The 15,816-nt window shown below is 63.9% G+C and carries 15 protein-coding genes and 1 tRNA gene; 5 read left to right on the forward strand and 11 right to left on the reverse strand.

Annotation, left to right across the window (positions count from 1 at the left end; genetic code table 11):
* The 7 genes from VGG47_RS11335 to VGG47_RS11365 form a co-directional block, all read right to left on the reverse strand.
* On the reverse strand, positions 1-251 hold a 251-nt coding region (locus VGG47_RS11335), incomplete at its 3' end, for an FGGY family carbohydrate kinase (protein ID WP_331538562.1).
* Positions 252-400: 149 nt separating this feature from the next.
* On the reverse strand, positions 401-1,189 hold the full coding sequence (gene murI / locus VGG47_RS11340) for a glutamate racemase (protein ID WP_331538564.1): 789 nt from the start codon (positions 1,187-1,189) through the stop codon (positions 401-403).
* Between the two features lie 5 nt (positions 1,190-1,194).
* The gene (rodA, locus tag VGG47_RS11345) at positions 1,195-2,349 is read right to left on the reverse strand and encodes a rod shape-determining protein RodA (RefSeq protein WP_331538566.1); all 1,155 of its coding nucleotides are present in this window, start codon (positions 2,347-2,349) and stop codon (positions 1,195-1,197) included.
* On the reverse strand, positions 2,346-4,214 hold the full coding sequence (mrdA, locus tag VGG47_RS11350; RefSeq protein WP_331538568.1) for a penicillin-binding protein 2: 1,869 nt from the start codon (positions 4,212-4,214) through the stop codon (positions 2,346-2,348). Before mrdA ends, rodA begins: the two co-directional genes overlap by 4 nt.
* 22 nt (positions 4,215-4,236) lie before the next feature.
* Positions 4,237-4,779 carry a rod shape-determining protein MreD gene (locus VGG47_RS11355; protein ID WP_331538570.1) on the reverse strand — a complete coding sequence of 181 codons (543 nt, stop codon included), beginning with the start codon at positions 4,777-4,779 and terminating at the stop codon, positions 4,237-4,239.
* 22 nt (positions 4,780-4,801) lie between these two features.
* Positions 4,802-5,698: a rod shape-determining protein MreC gene (gene mreC / locus VGG47_RS11360; RefSeq protein WP_331538572.1), complete on the reverse strand. Its 897-nt coding sequence runs from the start codon at positions 5,696-5,698 to the stop codon at positions 4,802-4,804.
* A gap of 95 nt (positions 5,699-5,793) precedes the next feature.
* Positions 5,794-6,522: a YggS family pyridoxal phosphate-dependent enzyme gene (locus VGG47_RS11365; protein ID WP_331538574.1), complete on the reverse strand. Its 729-nt coding sequence runs from the start codon at positions 6,520-6,522 to the stop codon at positions 5,794-5,796.
* Positions 6,523-6,727: 205 nt separating this feature from the next.
* Here VGG47_RS11365 and VGG47_RS11370 point away from each other — a divergent pair, with 205 nt between their 5' ends.
* From VGG47_RS11370 to VGG47_RS11385, 4 genes are all read left to right on the forward strand, one after another.
* Complete coding sequence (locus VGG47_RS11370; RefSeq protein WP_331538576.1) at positions 6,728-7,312, forward strand: thiamine phosphate synthase; 585 nt, start codon at positions 6,728-6,730, stop codon at positions 7,310-7,312.
* Positions 7,313-7,644: 332 nt separating this feature from the next.
* Entirely contained in the window at positions 7,645-8,946 is a 1,302-nt protein-coding gene (locus tag VGG47_RS11375) for a porin (protein WP_331538578.1), read from the forward strand.
* Positions 8,947-9,426: 480 nt separating this feature from the next.
* Positions 9,427-10,746: a porin gene (locus VGG47_RS11380; RefSeq protein WP_331538580.1), complete on the forward strand. Its 1,320-nt coding sequence runs from the start codon at positions 9,427-9,429 to the stop codon at positions 10,744-10,746.
* A 153-nt stretch (positions 10,747-10,899) separates the two neighbouring features.
* Positions 10,900-11,433, forward strand: a complete 534-nt coding sequence (locus VGG47_RS11385; protein ID WP_331538582.1) for a DUF3576 domain-containing protein — start codon at positions 10,900-10,902, stop codon at positions 11,431-11,433.
* Between the two features lie 153 nt (positions 11,434-11,586).
* On the opposite strand, the gene VGG47_RS11390 is transcribed toward VGG47_RS11385, so the two are convergent.
* Together VGG47_RS11390 and metZ are read right to left on the reverse strand one after the other, a co-directional pair.
* Complete coding sequence (locus VGG47_RS11390; RefSeq protein WP_331538584.1) at positions 11,587-12,051, reverse strand: hypothetical protein; 465 nt, start codon at positions 12,049-12,051, stop codon at positions 11,587-11,589.
* A 221-nt stretch (positions 12,052-12,272) separates the two neighbouring features.
* Positions 12,273-13,463, reverse strand: coding sequence for an O-succinylhomoserine sulfhydrylase (gene metZ / locus VGG47_RS11395; RefSeq protein ID WP_331538586.1), 1,191 nt, complete (start codon positions 13,461-13,463; stop codon positions 12,273-12,275).
* A gap of 295 nt (positions 13,464-13,758) precedes the next feature.
* On the opposite strand from metZ, the gene VGG47_RS11400 reads away from it, so the two are divergent.
* Positions 13,759-13,832: transfer RNA gene (locus VGG47_RS11400), tRNA-Gly, on the forward strand.
* 267 nt (positions 13,833-14,099) lie between these two features.
* Here the strand turns inward: VGG47_RS11400 and VGG47_RS11405 are convergent.
* Together VGG47_RS11405 and VGG47_RS11410 are read right to left on the reverse strand one after the other, a co-directional pair.
* On the reverse strand, positions 14,100-14,996 hold the full coding sequence (locus VGG47_RS11405) for a LysR family transcriptional regulator (protein WP_331538590.1): 897 nt from the start codon (positions 14,994-14,996) through the stop codon (positions 14,100-14,102).
* A gap of 11 nt (positions 14,997-15,007) precedes the next feature.
* Positions 15,008-15,816 (reverse strand): NAD(P)/FAD-dependent oxidoreductase (locus VGG47_RS11410; protein ID WP_331538588.1); only part of this gene is annotated, 809 nt, incomplete at its 5' end.

Below are 15,816 nucleotides of genomic sequence, written 5' to 3' on the forward strand. Positions count from 1 at the left end.
ATATGCGCGCCCGCTGAAATACCCATGCCGGTGATGTCGCGCCCGGTCAGCCCCGCCGCCGCCAGCGCCTGGGGCACGGCAGCGCAGAGTGCCGCATACCATTCAGCCGGGTCCTGCTCCGACCAGCCGAATTGCGGCACGTAGCTGGTAACCGGGTGGCTCGCCTCGCCCTCCACCACGCCGGTCGCGCTGATGATCGTCGCCTTCAGGCTGCCGGCGCCGAGATCAATGCCCAAAAGATGAGAGGCCACGTTTGTATCCTCGATGTGAAGACGCTGAGCGAAGAAAGCAGCCGCTTTTGAAAAAAGCGGCGCAAAAACTTCTTTTATGCTGGGCCATGGACTTTGTCGCCGACAACGCCCATGACCCAGCATAAAAAAGTTTTTTTGCTACTTTTTGTTCACAAAAAGTAGCCTTCCCTTCCGTTCCGGACTTCGCTGAACCCGAAACCGGCGAGGCGTTCGCGCATCGCCTCCGAAACCGGTGATGCGCCGGTGAACCAGGCCGCGTCCGGCCGCCGTGGCGTTGCAGGTAGTTTCTCCGTCACGGCCAGGGTCTGCCGCGCCACCGGCAAAGCCGGGTCGAACCAGGCGATATTCGGGTACAGGCGCGAAAATTCCGGGACCAGAAACGTGTAATGGGTGCAGCCCAACGCGACCGCATCTATGTCTGCGCCCCCCGGCCGCGCGAAGAGCGGCGCCACGAAAGCCGATGGGTCCACCGCCTCGCCTGCGAATTTTTGCTCCGCCAGTTCGGCCAGGGTTGGCGTGCCCAGCGTATGCACCGTGCAGTCCGCTGCATATTTTTGCACGAGATCGGCGAGGTAAGCGCGCCGCACCGTCGCCGCCGTCGCCAGCACGCCGATGTTTTTGCTCCGGCTCACCACCGCTGCGGGTTTGACCGGGGGCACGCAGCCGATGAAGGGAACGGCGTAAGCTGCGCGCAAGCCGGCCAGCGCGATCGTGCTGGCGGTATTGCAAGCCACCACCACCGCATCAGGGACCAAAATATCGATCGCCGCGCCGATCAGGCGCAGAATATGCTTCAGCAATTCGGCGTCCGGCTTCTCGCCGTAGGGAAAGAACGCGTTGTCCGCGAGGTAAGTGATCCCCGCCTCCGGCTGCAGCTGCCGGATTTCCCGCACCACGCCCAGCCCGCCGATCCCGGAATCAAAGACCAGAAGATTCACCGGCGTCAAAGATCCCTGGTGGCGAATTCCACGTCGCGATGCACGTGCACCGACATCAGCACGCCAAAGCCCAGCATCACCGCGGTCAGCGCCGAGCCGCCATAGGAGATCAGCGGCAGCGGCACGCCGCCCACCGGGATCAGCCCCATCACCATCGACAGGTTCACGAAACAGTAGAGAAAGAAGTTCGCGGCGATGCCGAGCGCCACCAGCCGTCCGTATTGATGCGAGCAGCTGACGGCGGTGTAGAGCGCGATGGCGACGATCGAAAACAGCAGCGCCAGCACCGCAACCGAGCCCACAAAGCCGAACTCCTCGGCGATGATGGTGAACACGAAATCCGTCTGCTTCTCCGGCAGGAAGTTCAGCTGGTTCTGCGTGCCGTGCAGATAGCCCTGGCCGGTGAGGCCGCCGGAACCCAGCGCGATCTTCGACTGGATGATGTTATAGCCAGCCCCCAGCGGATCGGAGCCGGGGTTGAGAAAGGTGATGATCCGCGCCCGCTGGTAGTCGTGCAGATGGTGATACAGCACCGGCGCCGCGGCAGCGATCACCACCAGGATCAGCGCGAATTTCCACCAGCGCACCCCGGCCCCCAGCATCACCGTGCAGCCGATCAGCCCGGTGATGACGGCGGTGCCGAGATTCGGCTCCTTCAGGATCAGCCCCACCGGCAGCAGGATCACGAACACCGCGGGGATCAGAAACAGCACGTTGCCGACACGCTCGTAGCTGGCGCGCTGAAAATAGGAGGCGATCGCCATGGCCAGAAACAGCTTCATCAGCTCGCTCGGCTGGATTTCCATGCCGCCGATCGTCATCCAGCGTTTCGCGCCCAGGCCGACATGGCCGAATTTCATCACCATCAGCAGCAGCAGGATGCCGAACGCATAGGCGACCCAGGAGACCTTCGCGATCACCCTTATATCGACCATCGCGATCACCAACATCATCACCAGAGCCCCGAAGAACCGGTAGATCTGGCCGTTGGCATAGGGCTCGGGCGCGCCGCCGGCGGCGGAGTACAGCGCGGCATAGCCGACACCGGCGAGCAGGCAGACGCACAGCACGAACAGCCAGTTGATCGCCAGAAGCTTCCGCACCAGCCCGAAGGAGCGGTCATGGAAGGGCCGGCGCAGGGGCCCGGTGAACGTGTTCATGACGGCACCGCCGCGTCGGAAACCTGCGTCCCGATCGGCGTATCGCGCCCGGCCGGATCCCTGGTCAGCGCATAGGTGAGCAGGTCGCGGGCGATCGGCGCCGCCGCCGTCCCGCCCCAGAGCCCATGCTCGACCACCACCGCGGCGGCGTAGCGCGGATTGTCAACCGGCGCGAAGGCGATGAACAGCGCGTTCGGCCGTTGCGCCCAGGCCATGCTGTTATCGTTGAAATTGCGCACCCGCTCGGCGGCGGTATTGTCATGCACCTGCGCGGTGCCGGTTTTGCCGGCCATTTGCATGCCCGGCAACGTGAGCCGTGCGGTATAGGCGGTGCCGGAAGGGGTGTTCACCACCTCGAACATCCCCTGCCGCACCACCGCGAGATGCTCCGGATCGACGTCGAGCATCTCCCAGTCGGCACGATCCATGCCGGGCTGCGGTTCGCCGTTGAGGCGCCGGGTGATATACGGGCTGACGGCGCGGCCGGTGGCGATGCGGGCCACCGCCGTCGCCATCGAGATCGGGGTCAGCGCGGTGTAGCCCTGGCCGATGCCCTGCACCACCGTGTCCCCCTCGACCCAGTGAATGTTCCGCGATTTCGCCCATTCATGGGTCGGCACCAGGCCGGTGGCGACGTCGGGCAGGTCGGTGTCCAGAACGGTCCCAAGGCCGAGCTGGGTCGCCATCGCTCCGATCGCGTCGATGCCGGTACGCATCGCCACCTGATAGAAGAACACGTCGCAGCTCTGCTGCAGCGCGGTGGTCACGGGGATCCTGCCGTGCGCGATATGATTGTCGCACCAGAAGACATGGTCGCCGACCTTCAGGAACCCCGGGCAGTCCAATATGGTGTCGGCGGTCAGGGCGCCGGTCTTCAGCGCCGCCAACGCCACGGTCGGCTTGAAGGTCGAACCCGGGGCGAACAGGCCCGAGGTCGCCTTGTTCTGCAGCGGATGCTCCGGGTCGCTCATCCATTGTTTCCAGACATCGTCCGGCACGCCCTTGTCGAACAGGCTGGGGTCGAAGGACGGCGTGCTCGCCATCGCGAGAATTTCGCCGTTGGTCGCATCCAGCACCACGGCGGCGCCAGTATTGGTGCCGAACCGCTGCATCGCCAGAGTCTGCATTCCGGCATCGAGCGACAGTGTTACCGTCTGCCCGGGCGTGCCGTTGTCACGGTCCACCACGCGCACGACCTGGCCATGCACGTTGGTCTCGGTCTGCACGAAGCCCGGCGCACCGCGCAGAACCTGGTCCTGCGCCAGCTCGACGCCGCTACGGCCGATGCGCATGCCCGGCAACGCCAGCACCGGGTCGTTCTTGGCTTCCTGCTGGTTCGGCCGCGCCACATAGCCGACCCCATGCGCCAAAGCCGGGCCGAGCGGATAGAAGCGCGAGGACCCGACCTCGACGATCACCCCCGGCAGGTCGGGTGTGTTGACCTCGAGCGCCGCCATATCCGGCCAGTCCAGGTAATCCTTCAGCACCACCGGGATATAGCCGGGCCGGTCGGCGAGATCGGCCTGGATGCGCGTCTTCTCCTCATCGGTCAGCGGCACGAGCCGCTCGAAATTCGCGAGCACCGCCTGCGGGTCCGGCGCCAGCGCCTGCATGAAGGAGGCGCGCCAATGCTGCTGGTTGCCGGCCAGAACCGTCCCGAACCGGTCGGTGATCAGCCCGCGCAGCGGCGCGGTCAGGCGCTCGGAAATCGAGTTTGCCTTCGCCATCGTCGCATATTTGCCGTGCTGCGAGACCTGCAGGTTATAGAGTTTCACGCCGATCGCGCCGAAAATGCCGAGCTGCGCCGTGCCGATCAGCAAGGCGCGCCGGGTGAAACCAGCTTTATTCTTGGTCTCGCGCTTCATGCCCGCACCCGCCGAAAAGTCATCAAGCCAACTCCACCGCCGCGGGGCCGCGATGGGCCCGGATGAAGAACCCCGCCACGGCCGGATACAGACCGGCCGAGAACAGTGCCTCGATCACCAGCGGCTGCGCCGGCAGCATTTTCAGGGTCAACAGCGATTCCAGAATCCAGGCCAGCCCCGAGCACGCCATGGCCAGGCCGCAAAACACCAGCCAGGTGAGGAGAAACGGCTGCTGGGCCAGCCGCCGCCGCGCCGCCAGCACCACGCCCTGCAGCACCAGCAGCAGCACCGCCCACAGCCCGAGCGGGGAGAGACCGAGCAGGCCCAGCAGCACCCCGGCGAGCGCCACCACCGGCGCCGGCAGCGAGGCCGGGCGGTAGAGCGACCAGAAATACACGCAGGCGATGGAGTAGACCGGCCACAGCTCGGCCTGGCCGGGCAAGCCGAACGGCATGCCGATGACAAACAGGCCGAGCATCATGCTCGCGGCCGGAAACGTATAGCGCGCCGCGACGTCGAGCTGCCGCCAGAAGCCGGTCGGCCGGGCGATGGGTCCGCGCGCCATCAGCGCCTAACCCCTGCCACGCTCAACTCCGGTGCTTCTGCTTACGGGCATGCGCATGCGCGGCTACCCTTTCTGCCTCATGCGGGATTGGCGTCAGCTGCGGCAGGGAGACCGGGTAGCTGAACAGGCGCAGCAGGCGCAGCGAGGCGAGGTCGGCCAGCGGCAGCACCTCCGGGTCGTTCTGCCCGTCATAATGCACCACGCCGACCGGCAGCCCTGGCGGAAACGCGCCGCCCACCGCGCTGGTCAGCACCACCGCGCCCTCGGCCGGGGGATGGCCCGGCGCCCAATAGAGCAAGGCCGGATCCGGACCGTTAGTGCCGGCCATCATCGCCGGTTGGCCGGTCGGACCGATCGCCACCGGCACACGGCTGTTCAGATCGGTGATCAGCAGCACCCGCGCCGCGCGGTCGCCCGCGTCCACCACGCGCCCGGCCACGCCGCGCCCGTCCATGGCAACGGCGCCCACCACGTCGCCTTCGCCGCTGCGCGGCAGTTCGACCAGCACCGAGCGCGCATAGACGCCGCCGAGATCGGCCACCACGTTGCCGGTGAAGAAATGCGGCGCCGGCGACGGCACGTAATTCAGGCTCGCTTTCAGCGCGGCGTTCTGCGCCTCGAGCGCCATCGCCACGCCCTGCCATTGCAGCAGCGTGGCATTCTCGGCGCGCAGCCTGGCGTTTTCGGCATCGAGGTCGAACAGATGGCCGGCTATCCCACCGCCATGCTCCACCGCCTCGATCGGTTCGTCGACAAGCTGATAGGCGGGCGCCAACAGGTCATCGAGCCCGATTTGCAGATGATCGGAGAAATTCTGGTCGGCGCGGCCGATCAGCACCAGGCCGAGCGAAAACATCAGCATCACCGGGAGTGTGAGCCGCGATAACGCCTGCCGGAACGGGACCGATAACCTGATCACCGAAAACTCTCCATAAGAGGGCTGAAACCAGACGAGGCCATACTCGTTATTGACGTCCAAGCCCAGGGAGAATCTTAAAAATTTCCACCTGGGAATTAACTTTTTACCACTAAACCAGATTTTTCTTCGCGCGTCACGGCGCCGGGCAACTTGCCCGCCGGGTTCGGCCGGGAACCAAAAATGGCGGACCCGACCCGCACATGCGTCGCCCCAGCGGCAACCGCCGCCTCGAAATCCCCTGACATGCCCATGGAGCGCACCGGCAATCCGTGCGTGTCAGCCAAACTCGTCAAATGATGGAAAAAAGATAACGGGTCCCGATCCGCGGGCGGAATGCACATGAGGCCCCGCAGGGCCGCGCCGAAACGCTGCCGCGCGGCGCGGATGAACGCGTCCGCCTCCGCCGTCGCCACACCGGCTTTTTGCGGCTCGTCACCGATATTCACCTGCACCAGCAACTCCGGCAAGCGGCCTTCCTTCTCCGCCGCCGCGGCGATGGCGTCGCTGAGCCGCGCGCGGTCGAGACTGTCGATGCTGTCGGCCAGCCGCACCGCCTCCAGCGCCTTGTTGGTCTGCAACCCGCCGATGATGTGCAGCAGCGCTCCCGGAACCGGGAATTTTTGCGCCGCCTCCTGCACGCGGTTTTCGCCGAACAGGACCTGCCCGGCGGCGCGGGCAGCGAGCACCGCCTCGCGCGGGTGCGTCTTCGACACCGCGATCAGCGTCACCGCAGCCGGATCGCGCCCGGCGGCAAGGGCCGAAGCGGCGATGCGGGCATGGATGCCGGCGAGGTTTTCAGCGACCGTTTGAGCGAGCGATTTCATCGCTCAATTGCACCGCGGCGCGCGGTAATTTCAAGCCGTGAAGAAAGTAGCCGCTTTTTAAAAAAAGCGGCGCAAAAATTTTTTGCTATGCTGGGCCATGGGCGCTGTCGCTGACAGCGCCCATGGCCCAGCATAGCAAAGTTTTTTTGCTACTTTTTGTTCACAAAAAGTAGCCTTCCCTTTCTTGGTTCCTCTAGGGTCGGGCATGGATCAACGGTTACTCAGCTGGGCGCGGACGGTGAAGCGCGGAAACCTGCCGCCGCTGTTCCTGTTCACGGACCCGGCGCGGATGGACATCCTGACATTGGTGCGAACCCTGCCGCCCGGCCTGTGCGGCGTGGTGTTCCGGCATGACGGCGTGCCGGACCGCACCCAGCTGGCGCGACGGCTGAGTGCGATCTGCCGCGCCCGGCGTCTCACTTTGGTCATCGCCGGGGATGCGAAACTGGCGCTCTCGTTGCGCGCCGGCCTGCATTTGCGCGGCGGCCAACCGCCGGACCTGACCCGTCTGCCGCGCCATGCGCTGCGCACCGCCTCGGCCCACGATGCGCGCCAGCTGCGCCACGCCCGCGATAGTCTGGCAAACATCGTGTTTATTTCTCCTGCCTTTCCGACCCGCAGCCACCCGGATGTGGGGGCCCTTGGCGCGTATCGCTGGCGCCTGCTGGCGCGCCGCATCGGGCCGGCAAAAGCCTACGCCTTGGGAGGGATAGACGGAAAATCCATTCACCGCCTCGGCGCGACCTGCGCCGGCGCTGGAGCCATCGATGCGATTTCATCCTCACAATGAATTGAACGTTACAGATCCGTCCCCCCGGATGGATGACTTCTTTTAATTCCCATCAGACAAATAGACTTACAACACATCATTTCATGCTGCACTGCAACTTAACAGTATTTTTCGAGATGTTTTTTCAGGCATTTAACAGCAATGTCATATACATGTGGCAACACCGCCACACTGCGTATTAATTGCTGCATTGTTGCTATTCGGTCATTGCGTAACTCGCGCATCCGAGGTTTTTAGCTCGCGTCCGGGTTTTTCGGCACGCCGCCGAAATGCTCAGAGAGATACGCCCACAAACTGTTTTGTGCCGGGTGACCGGCTTCTTGGAGGATTTAATGCGCAAGTTACTGTTGGCCTCTGCGGCCACCATGGGCGCGCTGCTCGTCACCGTCGGTGGCGCACAAGCCCAGCCGGTCAGCCAGCCCGCCCCCGGCACCATCGCCGTGCATCTCAATGGCTACCTGCAGTTTTCCATCGGCGACTTCGGGTCCACCCTCAACTCGCATGCCGGCAACAAGCTGAACCCGATCACCACCGATGGCGACGCCCGCCTCTATGGCGGCTTCGACGCCCAGACGCTGAACGGCATCAACTACGGCGCGCAGATCGAGCTGCGGACCACCAAGTCCAACGCGGGTGAATCTGTTGGCAGCAACTCCACCAGCACCGCCGGCACCTCGTCCTTCTATGTCAAGCGCGCTTACGGCTATATCGGCACATCCGAGGCTGGTTATGTCCGCCTCGGCCAGACCGACAGCGCCTTCTCGCTGTTCCAGACCGGCGTGCTCGAAGGCTTCGGCGACGGCGCGCAATGGAACACCGACGGCGGCCTCATCAACGCGCTGCCCACCCAGGTCGTGCCGAGCACGTTCATCTACGCCGACGCGTCCGCCCTCTACGCCACCGACAAGGTCGTCTATCTGTCGCCGTCGATCGCCGGCTTCAGCGTCGCCGCCGGCTATGAGCCGAGCTCGAACGGCTTGAAGGAAGGCACCGCCAACTGCGTCCAGACCTCCCTCAACCTTTGCAGCAACATCTCCTCGACAAACGTTACTCAGAGCCTCAGCCAGCGTAAGAACACGATCGACGCCGCTGTGCAGTATTCCGGGGATCTCGGCGGTTTCGCGACCAAGGCGAACCTCGGCATCATTAACGCCGCCCCGGTCAACTTTACCGGCGTAACGACGGCCGCCAGCGCTGCCCCGTTCGGCGTTAAAGAAATGACCGTCTATCAGGCGGGTGTGCAGAGCAGCTACGCGGGCGTGACCCTGGGCGCCGCCGTCAAGTGGGGCGCGGTCGAAAACGGCTACGCCTTCGTGCCTAAAGGCTCGCGTAACGGCCTCGCCTACATCGTCAACGGCACCTACGTGGTCGGCCCGTATGTGGTCGGCGCGAGCGTCTTCGACGAGCAGAGCGCGGGCGGCTTTGTCGCGGGCAGTACAGCTGATGGGCACTTTGCCCGCACCCTGTCCGAATACGGTGTTGCCACCGGTGCGAACTATGTGGTCGGCAAGGACCTCACCCTGTTCGTGCAGTACATGTATGGTCACCAGCATCAGCCCGGCAACACCGGTCTGGGCAACGACGGCAACACCCAGGTGCAGGTGGTCTCCACCGGCGCCACCTTCAAGTGGTAATGGCCTGAACCATCCCGGGCAACCGGACCAGAAGAAGGGTGGCGGGCAACCGCCACCCTTTTTTTAACCAAACGTCAGGGCATCGCCGCGAGCCCTTGGCGCAAGCCGGCGCGGCGGCGAAACCGCGCTTGCGATAGCCTAGCCAACATCGCGTTTATTTCCCCCTTCCCGACACGCTGCCGCCTAAAGCCCACGCGCCGCGCGGGATTGACGGGTTCATTTCATGCTGCACGGCAACTTCTCAGTGTTTTTCAAGGCCTCTTTTTAGGCATTTAACAGCAGTGTCATAAACATGTGGCAACATCGCCACAGCCGCGCATGAATTGCCGCCAAATTGCCATTCGGTCATTGTGCATCTCGCGCATCCGGGGTTGTTAGCGCCCGCCCGGGTATTTCGGCACGCCGTCGGAATGCTCCGGGACGGGGTTAAAGCGCCCTGAATTGTTATGGCCGGGAGACCGGCGTCTTGGAGTATTTTTAATGCGCAAGTTACTGTTGGCATCTGCCGCCACCATGGGCGCGCTGCTCGTCACCGTCGGTGGCGCACAGGCCCAGCCGGTCACCCAGCCCGCGCCCGGCACCGTCGCCGTGCATCTTAATGGCTATCTGCAGTTCGCGATCGGCGACCTCGGGTCCAGCTACAGCGACGTCGCTGGCAACAAGCTTAACCCGGTCACCACCAACGGCGACGCCCGCCTCTATGCCGGCTTTGACGCCGAGTCACTGAACGGCATCGACTACGGCGCACAGATCGAGCTGCGGACCACCACGTCCAACGCGGGTCAGTCTGTCGGCAGCAACACCACCAGCTCCGCTGGTACCTCGTCGATGTATGTCAAGCGCGCCTACGGCTATCTCGGCACCCAGCAGGCCGGCTTCGTCCGCCTTGGCCAGACCGACAGCGCCTTCTCCCTGCTGCAGACCGGCGTGCTCGAAGGCTTCGGCGACGGCTCGCAGTGGAACATCGACGGCGGCATCCTCCAGACGTCGCCCGTCGTGCCGAGCACGTTCGCCTACGCCGACACCTCCAAACTCTACGCCACCGACAAGATCGTCTACCTGTCGCCGACGATCGACGGCTTCAGCATGGGCGTCGGCTTCGAGCCAAGCTCGAACGGCCTGAAGGAAGGCACCGCCAACTGCGCCCAGGCCACCCTCAACGATTGCTCCAGCATCAGCTCGTCTGCGTCGACTCTGAGCCTCACCCAGCGCAAGAACACGATCGACGCCGCTGTGATGTATTCCAGGAATTTCGGTGGCTTCGCGACCAAGGCGAACTTCGGCATCCTGAACGCTGCCCCGGTCAACTATACCGGCCCGGCGGCGGAGGTCACGTCGGCAGCGGGCGTCGTTGAGGCGACGGGCTCTGCCGCCGCCCCATACGGCGTTAAAGAAATGACCGTCTATCAGGCGGGTGCGCAGACCAGCTACGCTGGCCTGACGCTCGGCGCCTCCGTCAAGTGGGGTGCGGTCAATAACGGCTACACCTTCGTGCAGAAAGGTGCACGTAACGGCGTCGCCTACATCGTCAACGGCACCTACGTGGTCGGTCCGTATGTGCTCGGCGCGAGCTTCTTCGACCAGCAGGCCGCGGGTAACTATGTGGCGGGCAGCAACAGCTATGCCCGCACGCAGACGCAGTACGGCGTCGCGACCGGCGTCAACTACGTGATCGGCAAGGACCTCAGCCTGTTCGCGCAGTACATGTACGGTCAGATCCATCAGCCGACGACCCTCGCCACCGCGCGGACCAACCTGCAGATGCAGATCGTCGAGACCGGCGCCACCTTCAAGTGGTAATGGCCTAAAACATCCCGGGCGACCGGCGCAGAAGAAGGGTGGCGGGCAACCGCCACCCTTTTTTTAACCAAACGTCACGATATCGCCCCGAACCCTTGGCGGAAGCCGGCGCGACAGCTAAACAGCCTGCAGTTTAGGGCTTGGAGAGAGAGCTTGCGGAATTTGAAGACGATCGCCGGCGCTGCCGGTTGCGTTGCCGTATTGGCGTTGAGCGGCTGCGGCACCCACCCGACCACCAACACCGCCATCTACAATCCGGAAACCGCGAACGTGCCCGCCCAGATGAACGAGGGCGGCAACACCGGCGGCAACCTGTTCACCTTCGGCCGCGGCACCAATAACAACGGCAACGCCGCGGGCGCAGTGCAGGTCAACGCCTATCTCTGGCGCGGCACGCTCGACACCCTGGCCTTCATGCCGCTGGTCTCGGCCGATCCGTTCGGCGGCGTGATCATCACCGACTGGTACGTGCCGCCGGCAACGCCGGATGAGCGTTTCAAGGTCAACGCCTATATCCTCAGCAACCAACTGACCGCCGACGCCATCAAGGTGAGCGTGTTCCATCAGGTGCAGCAGAACGGCCAATGGGTCGACACCCCGGCCGACCCCTCCACCGCCAATGGCCTGGAAGACCGCATCCTCGCCCAGGCGGCGAACCTGCAAGAAGCCGCGCGCAACAACCACTGACCCGAAGCGAAGGGAAGGCTACTTTTTGTGAACAAAAAGTAGCAAAAAAACTTTATTATGCTGGGCTATGAGCGTTGTCCGCGACACCGCCCATAGCCCAGCATCACCAAAAATTTTTGCGCCGCTTTTTTAAAAAGCGGCCGCTTTCCTTTTCTAGCCTACAGTCACCACCACCACATGTTCGGCGTCGGTTTCCGCCAGCGCCTGGTGCAGCGCGCCGATGGCGGCAAGCATCTGCTCGCCCGCCTCCTCATCCTCTTCCTCGGTAAAATCCTCATAGGCATCGGCCAGCTCTTCCACGGAAAATTGCTCCGGGTTCAGCTTGGCGAGGTATTTTTCCTGGTCGTCGACGGTGAGAATGAACACCAGCGTTTCCAGCGCCTCGGCGATGTCGGCCACCACCTCGTTCTCGCTGGTCTCAAGGTCGATGTCGTAATCATCGCTAAGGATCGGCAGCAGCGCCGAAAAGATCTCGCCATTCTCGTCGAAATCGGCGACCGAGCTGCCGTTGGCGGCGAGAAAAGCCTGGAACGCCTGCGGGTCCTCATCCGTGGCGGCCGTCACCAGCTCGCCCAGATCGGTGCGCGGCAGACGGGTGAAGGTGGTAGAGACCGGCATCGCAAAGCTCCGTGTTCAAGGGGATTCGCGCCTGCATAACAAGGCGCTTGGCCCCTGCCAACCGGTTTTCTCGGCAGAAGAAAGGAGCCGCTTTTCGAGCCAAAGCGGCGCAAAATTTTTACGATGCTGGGCCATGGGCTGTGTCGGTGACAAAGCCCATGGCCCAGACTCATAAAGTTTTTTTGCTACTTTTTGTTCACAAAAAGTAGCCTTCCTTACACTTACTTGATGTTCTGCATCGCCTGGGTCAGATCATCGATCAGGTCCTGAACGTCCTCGAGCCCGACCGAGAGCCGCACGGTACCGTCTGTGATGCCGAGCTTCGCCCGCTCCTCGGCGCCGATGCGCATATGCGTGGTCGTGGCCGGGTGCGTGGCGAGGGATTTGGTGTCGCCCAGATTGTTAGAAATGCTGATGATACGGAACGCGTTCATCATCGCGAAGGCGGCGGCCTTGCCGCCTTTCAGCTCGAAGGTCACGAGCGTGCCGCCGCCGCTCATCTGCGCCATCGCCAGGGCGCGCTGCGGGTGCGAGGCCAGTGTCGGGTACAGGCTGCGTGCGACCTGCGGCGAGGCTTCCAGAAAAGTGGCGATTGCTTCTGCGGATTTCGACTGCGCGGCGACGCGCAGGCTCATCGTCTCCAGCCCTTTGAGGATCATCCAGGCGTTGAACGGCGAGAGCGACGGGCCGGTGTTGCGGAAGAACGGCTGGAACACCTCCTCGATCCATTTCTTGCGACCGAGCACGGCGCCGCCCAGCACGCGGCCCTGCCCGTCCATATGCTTGGTCGCGGAATAGACCACCACATCGGCGCCGAGCTCGAAGGGTTTTTGCAGCAACGGGGTGGCGAACACATTGTCCACCACCACCAGCGCCCCGACTTCATGTGCAAGTGCGGACACCGCGCGCAGATCGACGATCTCCAGCATCGGGTTGGAGGGGCTCTCCAGCAGCACCAGCGCCGCCGGACGGCTCAACGCTACGCGCCAGGCGTCCAGATCGGCGCCGTCCACGAATTCGGTCGCGATACCGTATTGCGGCAGCAGCGTGCTGACGATCCAGTGGCACGAGCCGAACAGCGCGCGCGCCGCCACCACGCGGTCGCCCGCCTTCAAGCCGCACAGCAGCGCCGCACTCACCGCCGCCATGCCGGTCGCCGTGCAGCGGCAGGCCTCCGCGTCCTCGATCGCCGCCAGCTTCTGCTCGAGCATGGTCACGGTCGGGTTGGCGAAGCGCGAATACTGGAAATGCTCGACCTGGTTGGCGAACACCGCCTCTGCCAGATCGGCGCTTTCATAGACGAAGCCCGAGGTCAGGAAGAGCGCCTCGGCATTCTCGTCGAGATTGGAGCGGATGCGTCCGGCATGGATCAGCTGGGTCGCGGGGCGGAGTTTGGGGTCGGGATCGGACATGGCGCGGCTCTTTCGTTCAACAAGACGCCCGGCCACGGGAAGGGTGACGCCTGCCCGGCCCACCGCCGGTCATTCAGCATCACAGCCTCTTTAGCGCGCTTGTTTTGCTCCCGGCGCCCGTCCATCACAGGACCCACGCCAGCCTCGCCGCAATCCGGCCGGACAAATCACGAGGTCTGGCACCGCTATCGCGCCCGGCCTGCGCGGTCAATGCCGCTATTAGGACCGCATGCGCGGTCAACGTCGCAATGGACCGCTTGCGCGGTCCGGGCCGGCAGACTATTCAGGGCCCAGCGCGGGTATGATGTAATGGTAGCCTGCTAGCTTCCCAAGCTCGATGCGCGGGTTCGATTCCCGCTACCCGCTCCAAATCTCTGCGTACAGCGCCCGACCGCACGAAAAGAACCCGCCAGCCTCAGGGCCGACGGGTCAAGTCAACAGGGAGGCTTCACGTCTGGGAGACGTTGGGACAAAGTCCCAATCCGATCCCTCGAGACCGGATGACGTCCGGCTCGCACCGGACATGTTGTATATAGGCCACAAGAAAACTCTTTTAAGTGTTAAAAGGGTAATGTTGCCGTCACCGGGCAACGCTCCTGTAACGCCCCGCCGGCAAATCCGCCAAATCGCTGGGAATTACGACTTGAGGGCGTTACGTTCTGAAATGCTGTTCACGAGAAAGTCACGAAACACCGACACGCGCTTGCTGTTCCGGAGCTCCTCCGGATAGACGAAGTACATATCGACGTTCGGCTTCTTCACGTCCGGCAGGATCGCCACCAGGCCGGCCGGGTCCTGCACTAGGTAGTCCGGGACCGCGCCGATGCCGATGCCGGCACGAATGCAGATCAGCATCGCCTGCAGCGAGTTCACCTCCATCAGCCCGCGGCGCGGCGTTCCGTCCTTGCGGCCGACCTCGGCCAGCCAGTTCACATCCAGCACCGGAGGCTTGCGGTCGCCGAACAGGATCAGCTTGTGATTGTCGAGATCCTCGGCAATCTGCGGCGTGCCGTGAGCCTTGAGATAGTCCGGCGAGGCCCAGATCTGGCTGCGGATTTCGCCCAGATGGCGCTGCACCAGGTCGGGCTGACGCGGCGGGTGCATGCGGATCGCCACATCCGCCTCGCGCATCGCGAGATCGAGTTCGCTGTCATCCAGCAGCAGCGACACGGTCACGTCCGGATGTTGGTTGAGAAACTGTTTCAGCCGCGGCGCCAGCCAGGTGACACCGAAACTATGCGTGGTGGTCACCTTCAGCCGCCCGGCCGGCTTCTCCTTGCTCTCCGCCAGCAGTGCCTCGGTCATCGCCAGCTTGGCGAACACCTCGCGCACGGTGCGGTTCAGCGCCTCGCCCTGCTCGGTGAGGATCAGCCCGCGCGCGTGGCGGTGGAACAGCGGCACCGACAGCGCCTCCTCCAGCGCGGAAATCTGCCGCGATACCGCCGACTGGCTGAGATTGAGCGTGTCCCCCGCATGGGTGAAGCTGCCCGCCTCCGCCACCGCGTGGAACACGCGCAACTTGTCCCAATCCATCTTTTGACCTGTCATTCTGCTGCCTCGCTGACGTGAAGCGGGATGTTGCTCAAGAACCGCTCCGCCTCGAGCGCCGCCATGCACCCGGTGCCGGCGGCCGTCACGGCCTGACGGAAGATCTTGTCCTGAACGTCGCCCGCTGCGAATACGCCAGGAATGGAGGTTTCGGTGGTGCCGGGCCGGGTGACGATGTAGCCCTCGTCGTCGGTCCTCACCTGGCCGGCGAAAATAGCCGTGGTCGGGGAATGGCCGATGGCAACGAACACGCCGTCGACCGGCAATGTTTGCAAAGCACCGGTCTTTACATGTTTCAGCCGTACCCCGGTGACCACCGCGGGCGTGCCAGCCCCTAGAATTTCGTCCACTTCATGGTCCCAAACCACGGAAATTTTGTCGTTGGCGAACAGCCGATCCTGCAGGATCCGCTCGGCCCGCAGGCGGTCGCGGCGATGCACCAACGTCACATGGCTGGCGTGATGGGTGAGGTAGAGCGCCTCTTCCACCGCCGTGTTGCCGCCCCCGATCACCGCCACGCGCTTGCCGCGATAGAAGAACCCATCGCAGGTGGCGCAGGCGGAAACCCCGGCACCCTGATAGATCCGCTCGGAGGGCAGGCCGAGCCAGCGGGCCTGCGCGCCGGTAGCGATGACTACCGCGTCGGCGACAAATTCCAGCCCGCCGTCGGTCCAGACGCGGAACGGCCGGGCGGAAAAGTCAACCTTGGTGGCGAGATCATAGAGGACCTCCGTGCCGACATGCTCGGCCTGCTTCGCCATCTGCTCCATCAGCCAGGGGCCCTGGATGGTTTCGGCGAAACCGG

It is taken from the genome of Acidocella sp., assembly GCF_036489515.1.
GTDB lineage: Bacteria > Pseudomonadota > Alphaproteobacteria > Acetobacterales > Acetobacteraceae > Acidocella.